Raw genomic sequence first — 21,320 nt, 5'->3', positions numbered from 1 at the left:
CCGGCCTCCGCGGCGGGGCGGCCCCGCGCGCCCCCGCGCCCCCCCCGGGCCGTTCCGCCCCGGGTCCGGCCCGGCGATCACGCCCGGCGGGCCCCCGGCGGGACGGGGCCTAGCGGTAGACCCGGACGTAGTCCGCGGCGAAGGTGATCGGGGCCGTGCCCTGCGGCGCGGCGTGGTACTGCCCGGCGCTCAGGGACAGGTTGAGGATCAGGTACGCGGACCAGTTGGCGCCGACGCCCTTGCCGTCCGAGAAGACCTTCGTGCCGTTGACGTACCAGTCGACCGAGGTGGCGCCGTAGTGGGTGCCGATGGTGACCCAGCCGTCCTTCGCGATCGCCTTGGCGTCGGTGTAGTACAGGTGGCCCGGGTTGACGTGGTTGGTCAGCTCCAGCAGGTTCGGGTTGTCGGGGTGGTACTCGAAGGAGTCGATCTCCCCGTTGCCGTTCTTCCAGGTCCACAGCGCCGGCCAGGCGCCCGTACCGGCGGGGAGCTTGACCCGGGTCTCGGCGTAGTCGCCGGTCTTCACCTGGAAGCCCTCGCTGGAGTACTCGGTGGTGAGCAGCCCGGTGTCCCAGGACTTCTTGCCGTTCTCCAGCGTGTTGGCGCCCGGCTTGGCGGTGAAGGTGGCGACGCCGCCGGCCACCGAGACGTTGTTCTTGTTCAACCAGTCGAGCTTGTTGTCGTCCGGGTTGTGGTTGCCGTAGTGGTAGGCGCTGCTCTTGTCGCCCGTCCAGCGCGAACCGTAGGCGATCGGGCCGTTGAACTCGTCCGACCAGGTCAGCGACTTCCCGGCGACCGGGGCGCCGGTGGCCGGGGCGCCGGTGGCCGGGGTCGACGGGGTGGCGGTCGCGGTGGGCGTCGGCGTCGGGGTGGGCTTGGGGGTGGCGGTCGGGCTCGGGGTGGGCGCGACGGTCGCGTCGGAGACCGCGAGCTGGCGCGAGGGCAGGTTGTGCCAGGCACCGCCGAGGTCCTGCCAGAAGCCGAACTGGGTGTACGTCCCGGCGGGCAGGGTTCGGGCACCGGTGGTGATCGACAGGCCGCTGGGGCAGATCTGCGCGTTGGAGACGTTGCCGGGGAAGTCGAGGTTGTGCCCGGCCGCGTCGCGGACGCCGACCCCGACGGTCCTGGCCGTGAAGCAGGACGAGGAGTGGACGGTCAGCGCGGCCGTGGTGGCCTTGCCCGCGACCATGGTGGCCGGGGCGAGCCGGTCCTGGGTGACGGTCGGCGCGGTGGCCGCCTGGGCGCCGGTGAGCGCCGGGACGCCGAGCAGGCCGGCGCCGCTGATGGCGAGCGCTCCGGTGGCGGCGAAGGCGGCCTTGCGGCCTCGGTGGGAGGGGCGGGCGTGGCGCGGCGTCGCGCGCCGGGCAGGCTGCTGCATGGCGGTGTCCTCTGTAGACGCCTGCGAGGTGAGCTGTCGGGTTCGGGCTGAGGTTGCCCGGCCGCCTGTGGGAGCGGCTTCACCCCTAGCCTCGGTCCGCACGCGCGGGCGCGTGGGCCGGGCACTGACCTGGGTCCCCCGCTCCCGTCCGCTGCGGTGCTCGACTGCCGACCGGCGGGTGGACAGGACTCGGCGTCCCGACGGCGGGGTCCGCGAAGACGGACTCGTGCAGGCTAGGCAGGCCGCTCGAATGTCGACAAGCCGACAGGGGGTGTTGTCGCGCAGCTCACAGTGGGAGCCGTCCGGAGTGGATCAAGTCACCGGGGAAGTTGATCAGTTGGAGGCGGGGCGGGGCGTGGGGCGGCGGCCGGGGCGGCCGAGGGGGTCGGCGGCGGGCCGGCGAGCGGGTGGCGGAGGTCCGGCCGGGGTGGGCGCGGCGCCGGGGCGGGCGCGGCGCCGGCCCGGTGTCCGCTCCGTGGCCGGGTGCCCGCATGTCCGCCGCGAAGGTCGGCCGGTCGGATAGGTTGGGAGTCCAGCCGTACCGCACAGACGAGAGACGAGGACCCGCTCCGCCATGACCGCGCCCCTGCCCGCCTTCGCCGGCCGTACCTACCTCTTCCAGGTCGACAACGGCGCGGCCTTCCGCAACGCCTACTCGCCCGACGGCAAGCGGCTGCGCTGGGAGGGCCTCGGCGAGTCGGCGGGTCAGTGGGAGGACGTCGCGCTGCACATCGCCGAGATCGGGCCGGAGCTGTACTTCGTCAGCTGGACCGAGCAGAGCGGCATCACCGTCAGCCACGTGATGGACCTCGGCAGGCTGACGGTGCGCGCGTTCTGGACGTACGAGGGCGAGGGCGGCCGGGTCGGCGAGCTGCACACCGGGACCCTGGAGCCGGTGGCCTGAGACCGGTCCGGGGCCGCCGCGCGCGCTGGTATCCGGGCGTGCTGGCCGGGCGGGCGGGCCCGGCGGCGGTCAGACCGTGTGGCTCGGCACCTTGAGGTGCTGGGAGAGCCACTCCAGCGAGGACGGCAGCAGCCTGCTCCAGGTCTCGAAGTTGTGGCCGCCGGTCTTCATCATGCTGTAGGAGACCTTCATGGGCGCGTGCGCGGCCGCCACGAAGGCCTCGGTGTCCCGGCGGTAGTCGCCGTCGCCCTCCCTGGTCCCGGCCAGCAGGACGGACACCTCGGGCTGCGGCAGGTTCTTCAGCCGCCACATCAGGTCCGCCTCGTTGCGACGCTGCTGGCTGCCCCGGAAGAGGTCGCCGGTGGTCGGGTCGTCGGCGGCCTGGTAGTAGCCGGAGAGCGAGACGGCGGTCGGGAAGACCTCCGGGTGCCGCATGGCGAGCTTGAGGGCGCAGTAGCCGCCGGTCGAGTTGCCCATGAAGCCCCAGGCCTGCGGGTCCGAGGAGACCCGGTAGGTCGCCTGGATCGCGGCCGGGACGTCCTTGGTGAAGTACGTCTCCGACTGCGCGCCACCCGGGATGTCCTCGCACTCGGTGTCCTGCGGGAGTGCGGGCGAGGGGCGCATCAGCACCATCACGGTCGGCTGCATCCGACCCTCCTGGAGCAGCTTGAGCGCCGCGCCCGGGTAGTTCAGCCGGGTCACCAGGTTCTTCGCGATCCCGGGGAAGCCGGTGCTCACGATCACCGCCGGGAACTGCTTCTGCGCGTACTCCGGCTGGAAGTACTGCGGCGGCAGGTAGACGTACCCGTCGGTGGAGAGCCGGGTGCCGGCGCCGTCGATCCGGACCTCGCGGATCTCGCCGGACTGCTTGGGGTCGCGACCGAGCGCCCCGCCGCCCTGGACCGACGCGTGCCCGATGGTCTCCACCTGGAGGCGCCCGGAGGCGTCCGCCTTGTTCTGGATGACGACCGGGCCGTTGTCGCCGGTGCCGAGCAGATCGTCCCAACTACTGTAGAAGGCGAAGTAGTTGTTGGCCACCAGGCCCAGCGCGGCGAGCACGGTGAGCTGGGTGGCGAGCAGCGCGCCGATCCGGCCGAGCACCGCCTGCCAGGTCGTCTTCGACAGTCTCGGCCACAGCCAGACCGTGCCGGCCATCATCACGACGGCGATCAATACGGTCAGCGCCAGCACCTTGTGGCTCGTCAGACCCATGTCCTACTTGCTCCCACGCCTCGAACTCCCCCGCCCCCGTTGTCAGGACAACTGTCAGGACAACCGGAACGGCCGCCCCGGTTCCCCCGTCCACCACGGAAGCCACCACCGAGGCGCGATCAACAACCCTAGCGGCCCGCCGGGCCCCCGTGGACCCGCCGACCAGCGGGTATAGCGGCCGGGGCGGTGCCGGAACCGCGGGAGAGCGGGCTGGCACGAGCGGAGTGGCGGGCGATGTGGCCGGCGCCGCGGCCGGCGCTGTGGCGGGTGGGCCGGGCTGAGGTCGCCTCAGCTGACGCTGCTCCAGAGGCGCAGACCGGCGGTCAGTTCGCGCATGCACCGGGCGCCCAGCTCCTGGGGCGAACCGGGCCCGGCGGCGGGGGCGTCGGAGAAGGCCCACTCCTCCAGGGCCACCCGGATGGCGGTGGTCGCGGCGGCGGCCGCGAGCCGGATCTCCAGCTCGTCGGTGCCCCGGGGGCAGCGGGCGGTGAGCACCGCGCGCAGCCGCTCCTCCGAGTCGGCGTGCACCCGCTGCCAGACCGAGTCGAGCCGGGGATCGCGCAGCAGGTCGCGGGTCCAGTGCATGGCCTCCACGGCCGGAGTGTCGGATGGCGTCAGCGACTCGACCGCCGAACGCTCCAGCGCCTCGCGGACCGGCAGATCGGCCGAGCTCTCCGCGAAGAGCAGCACCCAGCGCCGGCCGCCGGCCGCCAGCAGCGGGGCGACGGCGTCCTCCTTCACGGAGAAGTAGCGGTAGAAGGTGCGCACCGAGATGCCGGAGGCGAGCGCGATCTCCTCGGCGGTGGTCGCCTCGGCCCCGCGCTCGGCGAAGAGCGCGGCGGCGGTACGGGCGATCTCCAGCCGGGTGGTGTCACGGCGGCGCTGGTTCAGGGTAGGGCGTCCGATCACGGCACTCAGCGTACGCGGACCGACGCACCTGGTGGCGCGACGTGCCGGGATGGCGTGTTGTGCCAGGAAGGCGTGTCGCGCCGGAGTGGCGTGACACGCCCGGGTGGCGGGACGTGCCGGGATGGCGTGTTGTGCCAGGAAGGCGTGTCGCGCCGGAGTGGCGTGACACGCCCGGGTGGCGGGACATGCCGGGGTGACGTGTTGTGCCAGGACGGCGTGACACGCACGGATGGCGCGGCGTGCCGTGATGGCGTGTCGCGTCAAAGTGGCGTGACACGCCCAGGTGGCGCGGCGTGCCGTGGTGGCGCGGGCGCACCTCGGCGGCGTTCCGCACCGGGCGGTCAGCGGTATGACCGTCGAGCCGAACCGGTATGGCACATCGTGCCACTTTGGCCCGCCACGACTCATTGGCACGATGTGCCACTTCGGCGTACCGTGTCAATCGAGGTCGCGAGACCACGAACGAACGGAGAACCACCATGGAGCGCTTCAGCGGACGGAACGTCCTGATCACCGGCGGCGGCTCGGGCATCGGCCGGGCCACCGTGCACCGGATCCTCGCCGAGGGCGGGCGGGTCGTCGCGGTCGACGTCAACGAGGACGGCCTGAAGGCCACCCTGGACCGGGCGACCGGTGACGGGACCGCCGACCGGTTGACGACCTCGGTCGTGGACATCTCGGACGAGGCCGCCGTCCGCGCGGGCGTGGCCGAGGCGGTGGCCGGGCTCGGCGGGCTCGACGTCCTGGTCAACGCGGCCGGGATCCTGCGTTCCTCGCACACCCACGAGACCAGCCTGGAGTTCTGGAACACGCTGATCGCGGTCAACCTGACCGGCACCTTCCTGATGACCCGCGAGGCGCTGCCGGCCCTGCTCGCCGGTGGGCGGGGCGTGGTGGTGAACTTCAGCTCCACCTCCGCGACCTTCGCGCACCCCTACATGGCCGCGTACGCCGCGACCAAGGGCGGCATCCAGTCGTTCACCCACGCGATCGCCTCGGAGTACGCCAAGCAGGGACTGCGCGCGGTCTGCGTCGCCCCGGGCAGCATCGACAGCGGCATGACCAACAACCCGGGCCTGCCGGCCGACGCCGACTTCAGCCTGCTCGCCAAGCTCTCCCCCGCGCTCGGCCAGGGCTTCGCCGGGCCGGAGACGGTGGCCGGCGTGATCGCCATGCTGGCCTCGGACGACGGCGCCTTCGTCACCGGCACCGAGATCCGGATCGACGGCGGCACCCACATGTGACCCCCGATCGGACGGCGGGCCGACCCGGTGGGGCCCTGGGGCTGTCCCGGGGCGCCGAGGTGGCCTTTACTGGAGGTGAGGGCACCCGAGCCGGCGGACGGACGCCGCACCGTGTCGCCGCCGCCGGTGGTTCAGCAGCCCGCCCGGCAGGAGGCCGTGCCATGAGCTCACCGTCGCGGGAACAAGCCTTACCCCGTCTCGTCGTCGACACCCCCGGCCGGCTCCGGGGCGAGGTCTTCGAACTGACCGACCGGCCGCTGCTCGTCGGCCGGGACGCCACCTGCCAGATCCGGGTGGGCGAGCCCGGCGTCAGCCGGCGCCACGCCGTGGTGCAGCGGTCGGCCGGTCACACCACCGTCGAGGACCTGGCCTCCACCAACGGCACCCGGCTCAACGGCCACCCGGTGCACGGACAGGAGGAGCTGCACGCCGGGGACGTCCTGGACTTCGGCCCCTTCGAGGTGCACTACGAGGACCCGTGGGAGGCCGACACCGCCATCCTTCCCGGCCCCGGCACGGGGGACCCGGCGCAGAGCCCGGCGGAGCGGCCCGCCGATGTCACCCGGACCGCCGCGCTGCCGCTCCGGCCGGAGCCGTCGGAGCGCCAGGGCCGCCAGGAGTACCAGGAACGCCAGGAGTACCGGCAACCGCAGGAGCAGCCGCGCGGGCTGCGCGGTCCGCTCGTGTCGCCGTCGGCGCAGCAGCAGCAGCAGTACCCCCCACAGCAGTACCCCCCGCCGCCGCAGTACCCGTCGGCGCGGCCGCCCCCGCCAGGCCGCCGCCCGCCACCGCCCGGGCCGCCCGACCGCCCGGCGGCGCCGCCGTACGGGGCGGAGCGCAGGTTCGAGGTGGGGCAGCAGCAGGCGGGCAACCTCAGCAACGTCGCGGGTGACCAGTACAACTACGTCACGCAGGCCCGGCGGGAGAGCTTCTTCCGCGAGATCGCGGCCACCCGGACCAGGGCGCGGCACCTGGTGGTGGCGGGCTTCCTGCTCTTCGTGGTCGGCGGCGCGGTCTACGGCTGGGCGATCATCCGCTTCATCGCCGAGACCAACGACGCGGCCAACACCGACAGCCCCGACCTGACCGTGCCCAATGTCCTCGGCCCGGAGATCGGCGGTATGCCAGTGGGCGCCATCGGCTTCGGGGCGGCCGCGATCGGCAGTGTTCTGGTCCTCGTCGGAATCGTCCTGCACATCGTGGCCACCTCCCGTCGGCGGCGCTTCGAGTCGGCGGAAGCGCAGCGGCTCCAGGCGCCACCGCCCCGCTGAGACTCCCAAGCCTCGAAGGACCGACTCCCCGGAGGGACGCCATGGTCTTCAACATCGGCAACCAGCAGGGCGGCGTGATCAACAACGTCGCCGGTGACCAGACGGTCCGGGGCGGCCAGACGGGCCACTTCACGGCGGCCGGGCAGGACGTCCGCGCGCTGGTCGGCGAACTCCGCTCCGCCGCCGAGCGGGCGCAGCTGCCACCGGCGGTCGCCCCCGAGGTCCGGACCGAGCTCGACGCGCTGGACACGGAGGTCGCGCGACCGGAGCCGGACCGCGAGGCGGTCGCGGGCCGGCTCACCAGGATCACCCGCCTGCTCGGCTCGGCCGGTGCACTCGTCGCGGCCGGCACCGGCCTGCTCGGGCCCCTCTCGGCCCTGGCGGGCTGGCTCGGCGCACTAGGCCAGCCGATCCTCCGGGCACTCGGCGGCTGACCCGGCCCCCGGCCGGGCGGTCGCACGCCAACGCGGCACCCCCCGGTCCTCAGCGGTCGGCCCGGGGAGGGCGCAGCCCGTACCGGTCCGCCGAGCCGCTCCCCGCCCGCCCGGCAGCGGGCCCCGGCCCCGGATACGCGCCAGCGCGGCACTTCCTGGCCCGCAGCACACGGCCGCCGGGACGACCAGCGCACTCCCCCGCAGCCCTGACCGGTCTACGCGGACCGCACGCCGCCCAGACGAACGGCGCGATGCTCCAGACGGCTGCGCCGAACCCGCCGGCCCCCACCCGCCCGGCAGCACCAGCCCTCGACGAACGCCCACGCGACGGCCGACGCCCTCGCCGCGACCGGCATCGGTCTGCCCGACCCACCGGGCAGCCCAACCGAGCCCGCCCAACCGAACCCCGGCCGAGCGAGCCGCCGTCGGGCAGACGGCCCAGCGGGTCGGTGAGCAGCCCGCAGGACAGCCGGTGCACCTGCCATCGGCTCGGACCGCGCACCACCACGGCCCGGCAGGGCGGCCCGGGCCGAGGTGGCAGCCACTCCGGCCCGGCGGCGCAGAGCGCTCAGTGGGCCGCCCAGCGGACGGTCAGGGCCTGGGCGGGGTTGGTGACGAGGAGGCGTCGGGCCAGGTCCGGGCCGAACTCGCGGTCCAGGCGCGGAGCGACGGCCGTGAGCAGGTGGGTGGGTCCGGGGCTGTGCCGGGCGGTGCGGGTGGTGGTGTCACCGCCGAGGAGCAGCCGGTCGGCGTGGCCGGCCTCGACCAGTGCGGCGACGGTGTCGAACAGGTGGTGGTCGGTGGCGTGATGGGCCCGGGAGGGACCGTCCAGGGCCAGGTAGGCGCCGGAACCGGCGAGGTGCCGGTGCAGCCGCAGGTCGGGCAGCCGGTTGAGGTGGCCGAGGATGACCCGGTGGGCCGGCACGCCGTGCTGCCCGCAGAGCAGGTCGAGGACGTCCGAGGCGGCGGTCCCGAGTTCGTGGTGGACGGCGATCGGCGCGCCGGTGGCGTGGTGCGCCTCGGCCGCCGCCGCCATCACCCGGCGGGTGTGCGGGCCGAGGCCGTGGTAGTCGCCCGCCACCTTGATCAGTCCGGCCCGGACGCCCGCGGGCGCGGCGCGCAGACCGGTGGTCAGCTCGGCGGTGAACAGCTCGGCGAGCCCTTCGTAGCGCTCGGCCAGCCACTGCGGGTCGTAGTGGACGTCCTGGTGCAGGCCGGTGGCCGCGACCAGGTGGACGCCGGTCGCGCGGGCGAGACCGGGGAGCGCGAAGGCGCCGCGGCCCATGCCGTGCGGGGTCCACTGGACCATCGCCCGGCCGCCGGCCGCCGCGAAGTCGCGCAGCACCCGCTCGGCGGCCGCCGGGTCGTCGAGTTCCTCGCCGGGCAGCCGGGGGCTGCGCAGGAACAGGTGATCGTGGGCGTCACAGACGCCGAACTCGGCCGGGTCGAGGTCACCCAGAACGGTGCGGACGGCGCCGCCCCCGGCGCCGGCGGCAACCTCGGCGGCACTGTCGACAGAAGCACTCACGCGGCCCGGCCCCCGGTCTCCGCCTCGGCGAAGGCGGTCTTCGCCACCCGCAGGGCGGCCAGGGCCTTGGGCACGCCGACGTAGGGCGCGAGGTGGACCAGCACCTCGGTGATCTCCTCTCTGCTCAGCCCGACCCGCAGGCTGTTGCGGACGTGGTCGGCGAGCTGCGGCTCCACCCCGCCGAGGGCGGTGAGCGCGGCCAGGTTGGCCACCTGGCGGTCGCGCAGGCCCAGCCCGGGCCGCTGGTAGGTGCCGCCGAAGAGGCTGGTGACGATCCAGTCGGCGAAGCCGGGCGCCAGCGCGTCCAGGCCGGTCAGGGTGGCGGCCTGGGTCTGCGGCCCGGCCAGTTCGTCCAGGAGCGCGTAGCCGGCGGCGCGGTCGAGCGGGGCGGGGACGAGGTCGGCGGGGTTCACGGGGGGGCCTTTCACCAGTGGCGGCCGGCGGGCAGCCGGTCGAGTTCGGGGGTCGACAGGTGCAGCACCCGGTAGCGGGTGCCCGGGGCGTCCTCCGGGACCGGGCCGCTCCAGAGCGCGATGCGCAGCAGTTCCCAGCGGTCGGGGTCGACGGCGACGGCCGCCGTGTGCAGCGCCGGGTGGTCGGGCAGGGACGCGAGGGCGGCCTCGACGGCCTCGGCCGGGTCGGCGCCGTCCGGGAGTGGTTCGAGGTGGCGGCTGGCGAAGCCGGCGGACCCGTCCGCGTCGCCGCGCAGCAGACCGACGCGCGGCGGTCCGTCCCGGCGCGGACCTTCGTGGCGCGGACCTCCGTGGCGCAGACCTGCGCCGAGCCAGTGCCGGACGGCCGGACGGCCGAAGTCGGCACTCAGGCCCCGGAAGCCCGGGCCCCAGAGGAAGCTGTTCATGCCCTCGGCGGTCCGCCAGAGGTAGAACGGGGCGTACTGGTGGACGGGCGAGTCGTCGCGGCCGCGCTCGCGCACCAGGTACGCCTTGAGGCCGAGACCGGGGTAGGCGTCGAGCAGGTGGCCCTTCTCGGCGACCCGCCGGTGGATGATCCCCATGTCGTAGTCGGCGGGGAGGGTGATCTCGTACTGCATGGCGTGCACGTCGGGCTCCTGGTGGGGGCTTCGGACAGGGCGGGGCGGCTCACCTCGGCCGGTGGGCGGTCTCGGCCGGTGCGGTACGCGGCGAGCAGCCCGAGGGCGCCCCGGACGGCCCGGTCGAACGGCTCGGCCGTACCGGCGGCGCGGGCGAGCACGTAGCCGCCCTGGACGACGGCGACCACGGCCGCGGCGGTGTCGGCCGGGTCGGCGCAGGGAGCGAGCTCACCGGCGTCCTGTCCCTCGACGATCACCTCGGCGAGCCGGTCGCACGCCCCGGTCGAAGGTCGCCTCGACCGGGGCGCGCGGCCGCGGGTCGGCGATGACGTCCTGGGTTGGCGTGGCCATGCGGCGACTGTACCTACTGGTACGTCCAATGTACATACCAGTAGGTACAGAGCCGCGCGCCGGCTGCCGGAGCCCCGGGTAGCGGAGCCTCACCGGGTGACGGTGGTGCGCGTGGGGTCGCCGGTCAGGGCAGCTCGCGGCGGATCACCGGGGCGACCTCGGCGGCGAACAGCTCCAGCTGCTCGTGCTGGACGTCCTCGGTGAGGGCGTCCACGCCGATGCCCACCACCTCGTTGCCGAACGCCTCGTGATAGCGGTGGATCTTCTCGATCACCTGCTGCGGGCTGCCGACCAGCGCCGAGCCGCGCTCCAGCGCGTCCTCCAGCGACTCGAACGGCGAGTTGTTGTACCGGCCGGCCGCCGAGCCGAGCAGGGCGTCCCAGTACGGGCGGAAGCCCTCGATCGCGTCCTGCGAGCGCCTGGCGACGAACAGGCCGCCGAAGCTCGTCCCGACCCGGGCGTCCTCGGGGTCGCGGCCGTAGTGCTCCCAGCGCTCGCGGTAGTGGTCGACCAGCGCCTTGTACTTGGCCAGCGGATGGAAGGAGTTGGCGGAGAACAGCGGGTCCCCGAAGCGGGCGGCGAGGTCGGTGGACTGTTCGCTGGTCGCGCTGCCGTGCCAGACCGGGATCGGGTCCTGGTACGGACGCGGCGAGGTGGTGACCTCCCTGAGCGGCGGGCGGGTGCTCCCCTCCCAGCTGACCTTCTCCTCCCGCCAGAGCCGGTGCAGCAGTCCGTAGTTCTCGGCCAGCGCGTCCCACTGGCGGTCCTCCGGCAGCCCGAACAGGTCGAAGTGGCGCGGGTCGTTGCCCTTCCCGATGATCAGTTCGAGGCGGCCGCCGGAGAGTTGGTCGAGCACCGCGTAGTCCTCCGCGACCCGGACCGGGTCCAGGATGCTGAGCACCGTGACGGTGGTGAAGAGCCGGATCGTGGAGGTGCGGGCGGCGATGGCGCTGAGCAGCACGGGGGGCGCCGGGGAGAGGAACGGTTCGCCGTGCCGCTCCCCCACGCCGTAGCCGTCGAAGCCGAGCCGTTCGGCGGTGACGGCCTGGTCGATGACGTTGTGCAGCTTCTCGTAGGTCGTGCGCCGCACTCCGGTGACGGGGTCGGGTCCGTTGGAGACGAGGGACGAGACGGTGAACCGCATGGCGGTCTCCTTGTGGGGCGTTCGGTGTCGCTCGGCGGGGTGCGCCGGCGCTCGGCGGGGATCCACCGGGGAGGTCCGGGGGTCCGGAGGGAAACGGGGATCCGGGAGGAACGGGGATCCCCGGGGGGCGGCGGTGCGGCGCGCCCGGGCCCCGGCGGCCCCGCGTCCAGGGGCCGATCGCGCTCACACGGGAACGGCGGCGGGTCGGGAGCGGCGGCGGGAGAGGAGCTTGGGCGGCGGCGGCGTCAGCGCGTGCCGCGGACGGGGCGACAACAACGCGGGAGAGCTGCGCAGATGGTCATACCGGCTCCCCTTCGCCTCGCACCCATACGATCCACCGCGAGCATATGCACCGGTCAGGGGCGGGGCAAGAGCTTGATCGGGGCGACGGTCCTGGCAGGATGTCCGGCATGACGTACCTCGCCGCGGATGACCGCTATGCCTCGATGACCTACCGCCGGGCCGGCCGCAGTGGCGTCCAGCTGCCCGCCGTCTCGCTCGGCCTGTGGCACAACTTCGGTGACGCCCAGCCGCTGGAGGTGCAGCGGGCGGTGCTGCGCCGCGCCTTCGACCGGGGCGTCACCCACTTCGACCTGGCGAACAACTACGGCCCGCCGTACGGCAGCGCCGAGCGCAACTTCGGCTACCTGTTCGCGCAGGACTTCCGCCCGTACCGGGACGAGATGTTCATCGCCAGCAAGGCGGGCTGGGACATGTGGCCCGGCCCGTACGGCGACGGCGGCAGCCGCAAGTACCTGCTGGCCAGCCTGGACCAGTCGCTGGGCCGGATGGGCCTGGACTACGTGGACGTCTTCTACTCGCACCGCCACGACCCCGACACCCCGCTCGAAGAGACGATGGGCGCGCTGGACTCGGCCGTCCGCTCGGGGAAGGCCCTGTACGCGGGGATCTCCAACTACCCGGCCGAGCAGCACCGGGAGGCCGTCGCGATCCTGCGCGAGCTGGGCACCCCGGTCCTGCTGAACCAGTCCGCGTACTCGATCCTCGACCGCTCCGTGGAGGAGGGGGTGCTGGACGCGGTCGGCGACACCCGGACCAGCCTGATCGCCTACTCCCCGCTCGCCCAGGGGCTGCTGACGGACCGCTACCTCTCCGGTGAGGTGCCCGCCGGATCGCGGATGTCGGTCGGACGGTTCCTGAACAAGGAGGCGCTGACCGGCCCGAAGCTGGAGCAGCTGCGCTCACTGAACAAGGTCGCCGAGCGGCGCGGGCAGACCCTCGCCCAGCTGGCGCTGTCCTGGGTGCTCCGCGACGACCGGGTGGCATCGGTGATCATCGGGGCGAGCAGCGTCGCCCAGCTCGACCAGAACATCGACGCGCTGAACGGCGGCCCGCTGACCGCCGAGGACCTCGCGGAGATCGACGCGCTCAGCCGCTGAGCCGTCCCGGCCGCCTGATCCGGCAGTCCCGAAGTCCCGGCAGTCCGTACAGTGCCGCCCCGAGCTTCCTCGGGCGACACCGCGTGACCTGCCGGGACTTCGGGCGTTGTACCGTCCGCACACGTCCTTCGAGACCCTGGAGTCCCCGTGCGGACGCTCCTCCTGCGCACTCTCGCGCGCTTCGCCCGACAGCTGGCACTGACCTCGCCGGTGCCGTTCCCCGTCCTGCCGGGCGCCTTCGCCCCTCCGCTAGCGGCGGCCCACGCCGAGCGCGGGTAGCACCGTCTCGGCGACCCGGTGCGCCTCTTCGAGCAGCGGGTTGCCGGAGAGGATGAAGGTGTCCACACCGAGCGACTCGAACTCCTGGAGACGCTCGACCACCTGGGCGGTCGAACCGACCACCGCCGTACCGGGGCCGGGGCGGAACAGGCTCATCCCGGGCCACAGGTTCCGGTGGCTCTCCAACTCCCTTGCCCGCGCCGGTACTCGGCCCCCGTGCTGGCGGAACTGGCGCTGCCAGCCAACCCCGTCCTCACCGGTCGCCCCGCCGAGCTGCCGGGCGTAGGTGGCCTCGCTGGTGACGTCGAGCAGCCGGTCGGCGGCGGCCCAGGCCTCGTCCTCGGTGTCGCGGACGATCAGGTGCAGCCGCAGGCCGATCCGCAGGGTGCGCCCGTACGCGGCGGCGCGCTCGCGGACCAGGTCCAGCTTCTCCCGGAGCTGCTGGGGCGGTTCGCCCCAGGTCAGGTAGACGTCCACGTGCTCGGCGGCCATCTCGATGCCGGCCGCCGAACTGCCGCCGAACCAGAGCGGGATGCCGCCCGGCTGGACGGGAGCGAGTTCGCGCAGGCTCGCGCCGGCGTTCTTCAGGTCGTAGAACTCGCCTTTGTGGTCGAAGACTTCACCGGAGGTGAGGCGCCGGACGATCGACCAGTACTCGGCACTCAGCCGGTACCGGTCGTCGTGTTCGACGTCCAGGCCGTACTCGCGCAGCTGCGCGGTGGAGCCGTTCACGACGTTGAACCGGAGCCGGCCGCCGTGCAGGTGGTCGAAGCTGAGCGCCATCTTCGCCAGCAGGGTGGGCGAGATGAGCCCGGGGTGGACGGCCAGCAGCGGCTTGAACGCGGGGGTGGTGGCGGCGGCCAGCGCGTTGCCGAGGTCCCAGACGTCGTAGAGGTCGGTCGCCAGCAGCGCGCCGGTGTAGCCCAGGCGCTCGACGCTGCCCGCGAGTTGCTGGAGGTAGCGGAGGTCGACCGGGCGTCGGCCGGCCGGCTCCCAGGGGTAGTGGCCCTCGCGCGGGATGATGTACCAGAGGACTTCGGAGGCCATCGGGTCAGACCGCCTTGGCGAGTGCGGCGGCCACCGGGGCCTCCAGCGCAGGCAGATGGGCGTCGGCGACGGTCAGCGCGCGGTCGATGAAGCCGACGCCGTGGAAGATGTCCGCGGCCTCCTGCTGCTCGGCGACGAACCCGGCGGTGGCGGGCTCCAGCCGCCACGGCAGGGCGGTCAGCGCCTGCTCCCAGTCCTCCACCGCCCCGCCCAGGTCGGCGGCGGCGATCGCGGCCGCCTCGGCCGGGTGGGCGGCCACCCAGGCATCGGCACGGCGCAGCGCGGCCGCGATCGCCGCCACCACCTCGGGGCGCTCGGTGGCGAAGTCCCGGCGGGTGAAGAACACCGAGCGGTCGGTGATGACGTCACCGGTGCGGATCAGCTCGCGGAACCGCCCGCTCCGGCGGGCGGCGGCCAGTTCGGCGCCCTGGGCGATCCAGCCGAGGATCTCGCCGTCGCGCAGCCGCTGGGCCTGGTCCTCGTCGGCGGCCGGGCGGACCGGGGTGATGTCGGTCGCGTAGGAGAGGCCCTCGGCGTGCAGCGCCTTGGCCAGCAGGTGCGTCTGCCAGGAGCCGACGGCCAGCACGACGGTGCCGCCCCTGAGGTCGGCGACGGAGGCCACCGGGCCGTCGGCGAGCACCAGCAGCGCACCGTGGTCGGGGCGGGGAGCGGAGACCGCCGCGTACACCAGGTCGTGTCCGGCGGCCTGGGCGGTGACCGGCGGGGTGGAGCCGGTGCCGCCGAAGTCGATGGTGCCGTCGGCCAGCAGGGCGCCCGTACGGGTGCCGTCGGCGTAGTGGTGGAAGACGCCGGTCTCACCGAGCGGGGCCAGCTCCTCGGCCAGGTGGTCCAGCCGGGAGAGGTAGTAGAGCGAGGGGTTGCTGGCGTGGACGCCGAGGGTGATGGCCATGGTGATCTCCGGTGTACTGGCGGGGACTTGGGGGGTGGGGAATGCGGAGCGCGGGGTCAGTGGACGCCGAGGTCGGCGAGCAGGCGGCGGCGCAGCTCGGCGAAGGCCGGGTCGGCCGGGTCCCGGGGGCGCTCGACGGCGACCCGCTCGTCGCGGACCAGCCTGCCGTCCCGCAGGACGGCGACCCGGTCGGCGAGCCGGACGGCCTCCTCCACGTCATGGGTGACCAGCAGGACGGCCGGGCGGTGGCGGCGGACGAGGTCACCGACCAGGTCCTGCATCCGTAGCCGGGTGAGAGCGTCCAGGGCGGCGAACGGCTCGTCCAGGAGGAGGAGTTGCGGCTCCCGGACGAGCGCCCGGGCGAGCGCCGCCCGCTGCGCCTCACCGCCGGAGAGGGTGGCCGGCCAGGCGTCGGCGTGCTTCTCCAGCCCGACCTCGGCGAGTGCCCGCAGGGCGGTCTCCCGGGTCGCGGCGCCGCGCGGCAGCCCGACGGTGACGTTGGCGAGCACCCGCTTGGACGGCACCAGGCGGGGCTCCTGGAAGACCACCGTGCGGACCGGCGGAACGAGCACCGTACCGGCGTCGGCCCTGTCCAGGGCGCCGAGGATCCGCAGCAGGGTGGTCTTGCCGGTTCCGCTGGCGCCGAGCAGGGCGACGAACTCGCCCCGGGCGATGGACAGGTCCACCCCGTCGAGGACGGCCCGGGTGCCGAAGACCCGGCGCAGGCCGCGCAGGTGGACGGCGGGGGCGCCGCCCTCGGCCGCGACAGCGCCGGCGGTCGGGGACGCGGTGGCGGCCAGGGTCGCGGTGGTGGCGGTGGTGGTCGGGGTGCTCATCGGCCCGCTCCTTGGGTGGCCTTGCGCCAGGGCATCAGGAAACGCTCCAGGAGGCGGACCACACCGTCCGCGGTGAGGCCGAGCAGCCCGTAGATCAGGATGCAGACGGCGAGGACGTCGGTGCGCGAGAAGTTCTGCGCCTGGGCCATCAGATAGCCGATGCCCTCGGTGGAGTTGATCTCCTCGGCGGCGATCAGCGCGATCACACTGAGCGTCATCGAGAGCCGCAGCCCGGAGAGCAGCGAGGGCAGCGCACCGGGCAGCACCACGGTGCGGACGATCGCCCAGCGGCCGAGGCCGAAGCTGCGCATCGCCTCGATCAGCTTGCGGTCGGTGTTGCGCACGCCCCCGGAGGTGGAGACGTACATCGGGAAGCTGGTCGCGACCCCGATCAGGGCGATCTTCGCCGTCTCGGTGATGCCGAACCAGACCATGAAGAGCGGGACCAGGGCGAGGAACGGCACCGTGCGCAGGACCTGCACCGCGGAGTCCAGCAGCTCCTCGCCCAGCCGGAAGAACCCGGTGACGACACCGAGCACCAGCCCGGCGCCGGCCCCGAAGACCAGGCCGAGCCCGGCCCGGGTGAGCGAGACGGTGAGCGCGTCGGTGAGCTGGCCGTTGCCCCAGAGCTCGCCGACCGCGTCGGCGACCTGGGCGGGCGAGGCGAGCACGTCCTGGGTGAGCGCCCCCGTGGCGGAGGCCAGCGCCCAGCCGCCGAGCAGGGCGAGGGGGCCGATGGTGCGCAGGATCAGCGCGACGGCGCGGGGGCGGGGCGCGGGCAGCCGGGTGCGCGGGGCGACCAGACCGGCTTCGAGGGCCGCGACGGTGCCGTCGTCGGCGGTGGCGGACCCGGTGGCGGCGTCCCCGGTGGCTTCCCGGGTGGCGGCGGGCGCGTCGGTCACGGTGCTCACTTGGCACCGTCCGCGAGGGTGGCGATGTCGATCAGGTACGGCTTGACGTCGACCAGCTGCTTGGTGACCTTCTGGTCGGCGAAGAACGCCGCCACCGTGGCGAAACGGGCGGTGTCGGCCTCGGTGATGACGTCGGCGGTGGCGCTCTGCCGGGTGACGGCGACCGCGATCTCCTTCTCGGCGGGGGTGACGGCGGTCGGCCCGGAGTCGGTGAACACGTTGAGGTAGCCCGCCGGGTCCGCCTTCTCCTTCAGGCCGCCCTCGTGCAGGTAGGCGTAGAAGGCCTTGACCACCTCCGGGTGCTTCTCGGCGAAGCCGTTGCGCACCGCCCAGACCGCGTAGTTGTCGGAGCCGACCTCCTTGCCGTTGACCAGGAAGTGCGCGCCGGAGTTGGCGATCGACGGGGTGGAGAAGGTGTTCCAGGTCGCCCAGGCGTCCACCTGGCCGGAGTTGAAGACGCCCGAGGTCTGGTCGGCGCGCAGGTAGACGCGTTCGACCCGGTCGGCCGGCACGCCGCTCTTCTCCAGGGCCTTGAGCAACAGGTACTCGCTGGTGCCGCCCTGGCTCACCGCGACCTTCCGGCCGGCCAGGTCCTGGACGGACTTGATGGGCGAGTCGTTCTTCACCAGGATGCCCTCGCCCACGCCGTCCGGCGCCGTCTGGGCGAACAGCTTGAAGCCTGGCTTCTGCGCCAGTGCGGCGACGGCCGAGGTGATCGACCCCAGCGCGACGTCGAGCTGGTCGGCGGAGAGCGCCTGGGCGGCGGGGGCGAACGGGCCGGCGCTCCCCGTCCAGGCGACCTTGGCGTGGACGGCGGCGAGGGCCCGGTCGAGGGAGCCGTCCTTCTTGCCCAGGGCGAGGAAGCCGCTGTTGCCCGGGTCCGGCAGGCGCAGCACCACCTCGGCCTTGCCTCCCCCGTCGGCGGAGGCCTTGGCGCCACCGGCGGACGAACCGCAGGCGGCCAGGGCGGTGGTGGTGAGCAACGCGGTGGCGGTGAGGGCGAGGCGGCGGGTCTTCACGGTCAGCTCCAGGGGAATCGGCAGGCCGGCGGGCGCGGCGGAGGGCAGGACAGCGGCGGAGGGCAGGACGGCGACGGGGGGCAGGACAGCGACGCGGACAGAGCGGCGACGCGGGCGGGGCGGCGGCATGGGGGGGGCGTCAGGCCGGCCCGGCCGCGGCGCGGCGGGCGGCGAGCAGCGCGCGGGCGGCGCGCAGCGGCTCGGGGTCCGCCCAGGCGGCGACGTCGACGGGGGCGGCGAGGAAGCCCTGGTGGCGCAGGAAGCGCTCCTGCTGCTCCAACAGGCCGAGGCGCTCCTGCGAGAGGTCGAGGTGCAGGGTGCGGTGACCGCCCGCCGCGTAGGCCCCGGCGACGCCCTCGGCGCCGGCGCCGGTCTCGGCCTGCAGGATCCGGGCCACCTCGGCGGGGTTCCCGGCGGCCCAGTCGGCGGCCTCCAGGAGGACGGTCAGGAAGCGGGCGACCAGGTCCGGACGCTCGTCCAGCAGTCGCTGGTGGACGGTGACCGGGCGCGGTGTGCCGTTGTTGACCCGGCTGCGGCGGTCCGGCGCGGCGTCCAGCTCGATCGCGACCTCGGCGCCGAACCGGCGGGCCGCCTCGACGGCCAGCGCGCCCTTGACGTATACCGCGTCCACCACGCCGTCGCGCAGCGCGGCCAGTTCGGCGGCCCACTGCCCACCGCCCGGCGCGGCCGGGACGTCGACCAACTCTGCGTCGTCCAGGGTGAGTCCGGCCGTGGCGAGGGCTCCGTGCAGGCCGGCCAGGGCCATCGCCCGCCAGAAGTCGATGCCGATCCCATGGCGTGGGACGGCCAGTCGCAGCCCGCGCAGCTGCCCGGGCGAGCCGATACCGCTGCCGGCCCGGACCAGGACGACCTGACGCTCCTCGATCCAGGTGAGACCGATCAGCCGGGTCCGCTCGCCGCGCGAACGTGCCCAGAGCGCGGGCACGTTGCCGCCTTCGCGGAACAGGCCGGTGAGGGCGTGGGTGTAGTGGTGGTCGGCGGCCACCTCCGGCGGGGCGTCCTGGAGCGAGCGGACGGTGATGCCGTCGGCGGCGAACTCCCGGGCGAAGCGGCCCTGGTCGGCGGCGATGCCGGTCGCGGTGGGGACGGGGCAGCGGGTGAACCAGAGCGTGTCCGGGGCGTCGGCTGCGACACCGGCCGCCGCGGCGGGTGCGGCGTCGGAGGGGGCGGCATCGGCGGTGGAGCGGGCGTGGCTGGGCACGGTGGCGGGTCCTCTGGCTGGGCGGATACGGGCAGCGGCGGGGCGCGGCACCGGGCGTGGTCGGTCGGAGGAAGAGGGTTGAGCGGAGGGCTGAGCAGCGGGCTGCACGGGGGCCGACCGGGGAACCGGGTGGGGAGCGGGCGGGCGGTCCGGCCGTGGCGCGGCCGGGCGACGGGCCCATGGCGGTGCGGGAGGGCACCGACCTGGGAGGACACGGGGCGCGGTGCGGCGTTTCGACTGGCTCGGGGGCTACGGCGGGTCAGCGACAACAGGTGCAGGGGGCGGAGCACCGGTGGGTCGTCACGGCGCTTCTCCTTCCTGCCGGTTGGGTGGTCCGGGTGACAACTCGGGCTCCGGACGGGGCCGTCCGGGGCGATGTGCCGAGCGTTCCACGCCGAGGGAGCGCGAAGCAAGCTTTTGCCACATCGTGGGATCACTTGTTCATCAACGCCATCCCATTGCAATGCCGCCGACACAATTCCGCAGCAGCGGCTGCCATAGTCTGGAACCGACCCCGGTGGACCCGCCGGGGCGCCGGACCGAACGCGAGGTGCCATGGCCGAGGCCGCCACCGCCGTCCAGAGCCCGCCGGCCGGTGCACAGGCCGTCCAGCGGGCCCTCGGGCTCCTGCACTGCTTCCACGACAACGGCCCCGACCTGAGCGCCTCGGACCTGGCCCGCCGGATGGACCTCTCGGTCTCCACCGCGCACCGGCTGGCCCGCACCCTGGTCAGCGCCGGCTTCCTGGAGCAGGACGAGCAGACCGCCCGGTACCGGCTCGGCCCGGCCGTCGCCGAACTCGGCCAACTCAGCTTCCACCAGCGGGGGCTGCACCTGGCCGCACCCGAACTGGACCTGCTCGCCAAGCGCACCGGGGCCACCGCGGACCTCGCGATCCGCAGCGGCCCGCACGCGGTCATCCTGGTCGGCGCCTCCGTGCGCCCGGACACCGGGCTCGGACTGCGGCGCCCGCTGCACTCGACGGCGCTGGGCAAGGTCCTGCTGGGCTGGCCGCGCCCCGGCGAGCCGCAGCCTTCGACGATCGGCCCGCTGCTGCCGTTCACCGACCGGACCATCACCGAACCCGCTCGGCTGGACGAGGAGTTGGCGAAGGTACGGGCTGCCGGCTACGCGCTCAACGACGGCGAGTCGGCAGCCGGGGTCCGCACCGTGGCCGTCCCGGTGCTGGACGGCGCCGGGCAGGCCCGCTTCGCGCTGGCCGTCCGCTCGACTCCGGCGCACCTGACCGACGACCGGCTGGACTGGTTCCTGGGGCACGCGCGGACCTGCGCCGCCGCACTGGCCGTCCTGCTGCTGCCGCCCGACCAGCGGGCCTGACGGACCGTCATGCATGCGTCACGGGCCGGGCGTTCGTAGGAACGCCCGGCCCGTGACGACGGGATTCAGCAGCGGGTCACGCCACCGGGGTGTACTTGTAGCCGACCCGGCGGACCGTGACGATGCTGTCGCGGTAGGCCGCGCCGAGCTTGCGGCGCAGGCGCGCCACGTGCACGTCCACCGTGCGGCCGTCGCCCACGTGGCCGTAGCCCCAGACGGCGGAGACCAGGTGGTCACGGGTGTGCACCCGCTGCGGGTGCTCGGTCAGGTGCGCCAGCAGCTCGAACTCCAGGTAGGTGAGGTCGAGCAACCGCCCGTCGACGTAGGCGTTGCGCCGCTCGGTGTCGACCGAGATGCCGTGACCGGCGGGCCGGACCGGGCGGGCGGCCTGCGGCTGGACCTGAGCGCGGGGCTGGGACGGGTCCGGTGCCTGCGCGGCGAGGAGCGGGGCGCCCTGGACGTGCTGACCGGGGCCGACCGCAGTGGCCCCGCCGCCGAGCGGCGCGCCGCCCTCGGCGGGCACCAGCACCAGGTAGCCGACCATCGGATGGCCGGCCGAGGCGCCGAACTGCGCGCCGTACTGGGCCAGCAGGGCCTGCGGCAGCGCCCCCTGCGGGAGCGCGGCGACGACGGTGGCCCCCTCCGGCAGCGCGGCGAGCAGGGCCTGCGCGACCTGGCCGCCCTGCGGCGCCGGGGCCGCGACCGGGGCGGGCGCCACGAAGTGCGACGGCGCCTGGCCGACCTGGTGGTGCGGCCCCGACTGGTGCTGAGGGGCGGCGGGGTGCGGCGGGATCGTGGCGCCGTGCCATCGTTCGGCGCTCGACGGGACGGAGCGGACCGCGCGCAGGTGCGGGGTCGCGGCGGGAAGGGGAAGGGTGGCCGTGGAGGAGGAAGACATGGTGCCGCTCATTTCGCGCGTGACGGACGGGGTG

General features: G+C 74.3%; 20 protein-coding genes, 1 pseudogene and 1 riboswitch. Of the genes and pseudogenes, 6 read left to right on the top strand and 15 right to left on the bottom strand.

Annotation, left to right across the window (positions count from 1 at the left end; all coding sequences use genetic code 11):
- Positions 1-109 precede the first annotated feature (109 nt).
- Positions 110-1,378: a glycoside hydrolase family 16 protein gene (locus ABT263_RS16700; RefSeq protein WP_352291152.1), complete on the bottom strand. Its 1,269-nt coding sequence runs from the start codon at positions 1,376-1,378 to the stop codon at positions 110-112.
- Positions 1,379-1,382: 4 nt separating this feature from the next.
- Positions 1,383-1,507: riboswitch (cyclic di-AMP (ydaO/yuaA leader) on the bottom strand.
- A gap of 445 nt (positions 1,508-1,952) precedes the next feature.
- On the opposite strand from ABT263_RS16700, the gene ABT263_RS16695 reads away from it, so the two are divergent.
- Positions 1,953-2,282, top strand: coding sequence for a MoaF-related domain-containing protein (locus tag ABT263_RS16695; protein WP_329490584.1), 330 nt, complete (start codon positions 1,953-1,955; stop codon positions 2,280-2,282).
- 69 nt (positions 2,283-2,351) lie between these two features.
- Here the strand turns inward: ABT263_RS16695 and ABT263_RS16690 are convergent, their stop codons facing one another.
- Positions 2,352-3,494, bottom strand: a complete 1,143-nt coding sequence (locus ABT263_RS16690) for an alpha/beta hydrolase (RefSeq protein WP_352291151.1) — start codon at positions 3,492-3,494, stop codon at positions 2,352-2,354.
- A gap of 288 nt (positions 3,495-3,782) precedes the next feature.
- A complete protein-coding gene (locus ABT263_RS16685) occupies positions 3,783-4,403 on the bottom strand; it encodes a TetR family transcriptional regulator (protein WP_352291150.1) in 621 nt (206 codons plus the stop codon).
- A gap of 479 nt (positions 4,404-4,882) precedes the next feature.
- Between ABT263_RS16685 and ABT263_RS16680 the strand changes: the two genes are divergently transcribed.
- The 3 genes from ABT263_RS16680 (at position 4,883) to ABT263_RS16670 (ending at position 7,352) form a co-directional block, all read left to right on the top strand.
- Positions 4,883-5,647, top strand: a complete 765-nt coding sequence (locus ABT263_RS16680) for an SDR family NAD(P)-dependent oxidoreductase (RefSeq protein WP_352291149.1) — start codon at positions 4,883-4,885, stop codon at positions 5,645-5,647.
- Between the two features lie 161 nt (positions 5,648-5,808).
- The gene (locus tag ABT263_RS16675) at positions 5,809-6,918 is read left to right on the top strand and encodes an FHA domain-containing protein (RefSeq protein WP_352291148.1); all 1,110 of its coding nucleotides are present in this window, start codon (positions 5,809-5,811) and stop codon (positions 6,916-6,918) included.
- Between the two features lie 41 nt (positions 6,919-6,959).
- Positions 6,960-7,352 carry a hypothetical protein gene (locus tag ABT263_RS16670; RefSeq protein WP_329490579.1) on the top strand — a complete coding sequence of 131 codons (393 nt, stop codon included), beginning with the start codon at positions 6,960-6,962 and terminating at the stop codon, positions 7,350-7,352.
- 568 nt (positions 7,353-7,920) lie between these two features.
- Here ABT263_RS16670 and ABT263_RS16665 read toward each other — a convergent pair.
- The 5 genes and pseudogenes from ABT263_RS16665 to ABT263_RS16650 form a co-directional block, all read right to left on the bottom strand.
- Positions 7,921-8,880, bottom strand: coding sequence for a phosphotriesterase family protein (locus tag ABT263_RS16665; protein ID WP_352291147.1), 960 nt, complete (start codon positions 8,878-8,880; stop codon positions 7,921-7,923).
- Positions 8,877-9,293, bottom strand: coding sequence for a carboxymuconolactone decarboxylase family protein (locus ABT263_RS16660; protein ID WP_352291146.1), 417 nt, complete (start codon positions 9,291-9,293; stop codon positions 8,877-8,879). Before ABT263_RS16660 ends, ABT263_RS16665 begins: the two co-directional genes overlap by 4 nt.
- A gap of 11 nt (positions 9,294-9,304) precedes the next feature.
- Positions 9,305-9,940 carry a DUF4865 family protein gene (locus tag ABT263_RS16655; RefSeq protein ID WP_352291145.1) on the bottom strand — a complete coding sequence of 212 codons (636 nt, stop codon included), beginning with the start codon at positions 9,938-9,940 and terminating at the stop codon, positions 9,305-9,307.
- A 161-nt stretch (positions 9,941-10,101) separates the two neighbouring features.
- A pseudogene (locus ABT263_RS38905) lies at positions 10,102-10,188 on the bottom strand (TetR/AcrR family transcriptional regulator); the annotation flags it as partial.
- Between the two features lie 218 nt (positions 10,189-10,406).
- Complete coding sequence (locus ABT263_RS16650; protein ID WP_352291144.1) at positions 10,407-11,426, bottom strand: LLM class flavin-dependent oxidoreductase; 1,020 nt, start codon at positions 11,424-11,426, stop codon at positions 10,407-10,409.
- A gap of 410 nt (positions 11,427-11,836) precedes the next feature.
- On the opposite strand from ABT263_RS16650, the gene ABT263_RS16645 reads away from it, so the two are divergent.
- Complete coding sequence (locus ABT263_RS16645; RefSeq protein WP_329490574.1) at positions 11,837-12,826, top strand: aldo/keto reductase; 990 nt, start codon at positions 11,837-11,839, stop codon at positions 12,824-12,826.
- 249 nt (positions 12,827-13,075) lie between these two features.
- Here the strand turns inward: ABT263_RS16645 and ABT263_RS16640 are convergent, their stop codons facing one another.
- The 6 genes from ABT263_RS16640 to ABT263_RS16615 all read right to left on the bottom strand — a co-directional run bounded on the left by ABT263_RS16640 (position 13,076) and on the right by ABT263_RS16615 (position 19,050).
- A complete protein-coding gene (locus ABT263_RS16640) occupies positions 13,076-14,152 on the bottom strand; it encodes an LLM class flavin-dependent oxidoreductase (RefSeq protein ID WP_352291143.1) in 1,077 nt (358 codons plus the stop codon).
- Between the two features lie 4 nt (positions 14,153-14,156).
- Positions 14,157-15,062 carry an ABC transporter substrate-binding protein gene (locus tag ABT263_RS16635; RefSeq protein WP_352291142.1) on the bottom strand — a complete coding sequence of 302 codons (906 nt, stop codon included), beginning with the start codon at positions 15,060-15,062 and terminating at the stop codon, positions 14,157-14,159.
- A gap of 56 nt (positions 15,063-15,118) precedes the next feature.
- Positions 15,119-15,898: an ABC transporter ATP-binding protein gene (locus ABT263_RS16630; RefSeq protein WP_352291141.1), complete on the bottom strand. Its 780-nt coding sequence runs from the start codon at positions 15,896-15,898 to the stop codon at positions 15,119-15,121.
- A complete protein-coding gene (locus tag ABT263_RS16625) occupies positions 15,895-16,701 on the bottom strand; it encodes an ABC transporter permease (protein ID WP_329492337.1) in 807 nt (268 codons plus the stop codon). Before ABT263_RS16625 ends, ABT263_RS16630 begins: the two co-directional genes overlap by 4 nt.
- A 104-nt stretch (positions 16,702-16,805) precedes the next feature.
- A complete protein-coding gene (locus ABT263_RS16620; RefSeq protein WP_502885812.1) occupies positions 16,806-17,834 on the bottom strand; it encodes an ABC transporter substrate-binding protein in 1,029 nt (342 codons plus the stop codon).
- A gap of 133 nt (positions 17,835-17,967) precedes the next feature.
- Positions 17,968-19,050: an ABC transporter substrate-binding protein gene (locus ABT263_RS16615; RefSeq protein ID WP_352291139.1), complete on the bottom strand. Its 1,083-nt coding sequence runs from the start codon at positions 19,048-19,050 to the stop codon at positions 17,968-17,970.
- Positions 19,051-19,605: 555 nt separating this feature from the next.
- On the opposite strand from ABT263_RS16615, the gene ABT263_RS16610 reads away from it, so the two are divergent.
- The gene (locus ABT263_RS16610) at positions 19,606-20,388 is read left to right on the top strand and encodes an IclR family transcriptional regulator (RefSeq protein ID WP_352291138.1); all 783 of its coding nucleotides are present in this window, start codon (positions 19,606-19,608) and stop codon (positions 20,386-20,388) included.
- A 76-nt stretch (positions 20,389-20,464) separates the two neighbouring features.
- On the opposite strand, the gene ABT263_RS16605 is transcribed toward ABT263_RS16610, so the two are convergent.
- Positions 20,465-21,286 carry a winged helix-turn-helix domain-containing protein gene (locus ABT263_RS16605; RefSeq protein ID WP_352291137.1) on the bottom strand — a complete coding sequence of 274 codons (822 nt, stop codon included), beginning with the start codon at positions 21,284-21,286 and terminating at the stop codon, positions 20,465-20,467.
- Positions 21,287-21,320: the final 34 nt, after the last annotated feature.

This window comes from Kitasatospora sp. NPDC001603 (assembly GCF_040298365.1).
Lineage (GTDB): Bacteria > Actinomycetota > Actinomycetes > Streptomycetales > Streptomycetaceae > Kitasatospora.
This window is presented reverse-complemented; position numbering and strand designations above follow the sequence as displayed.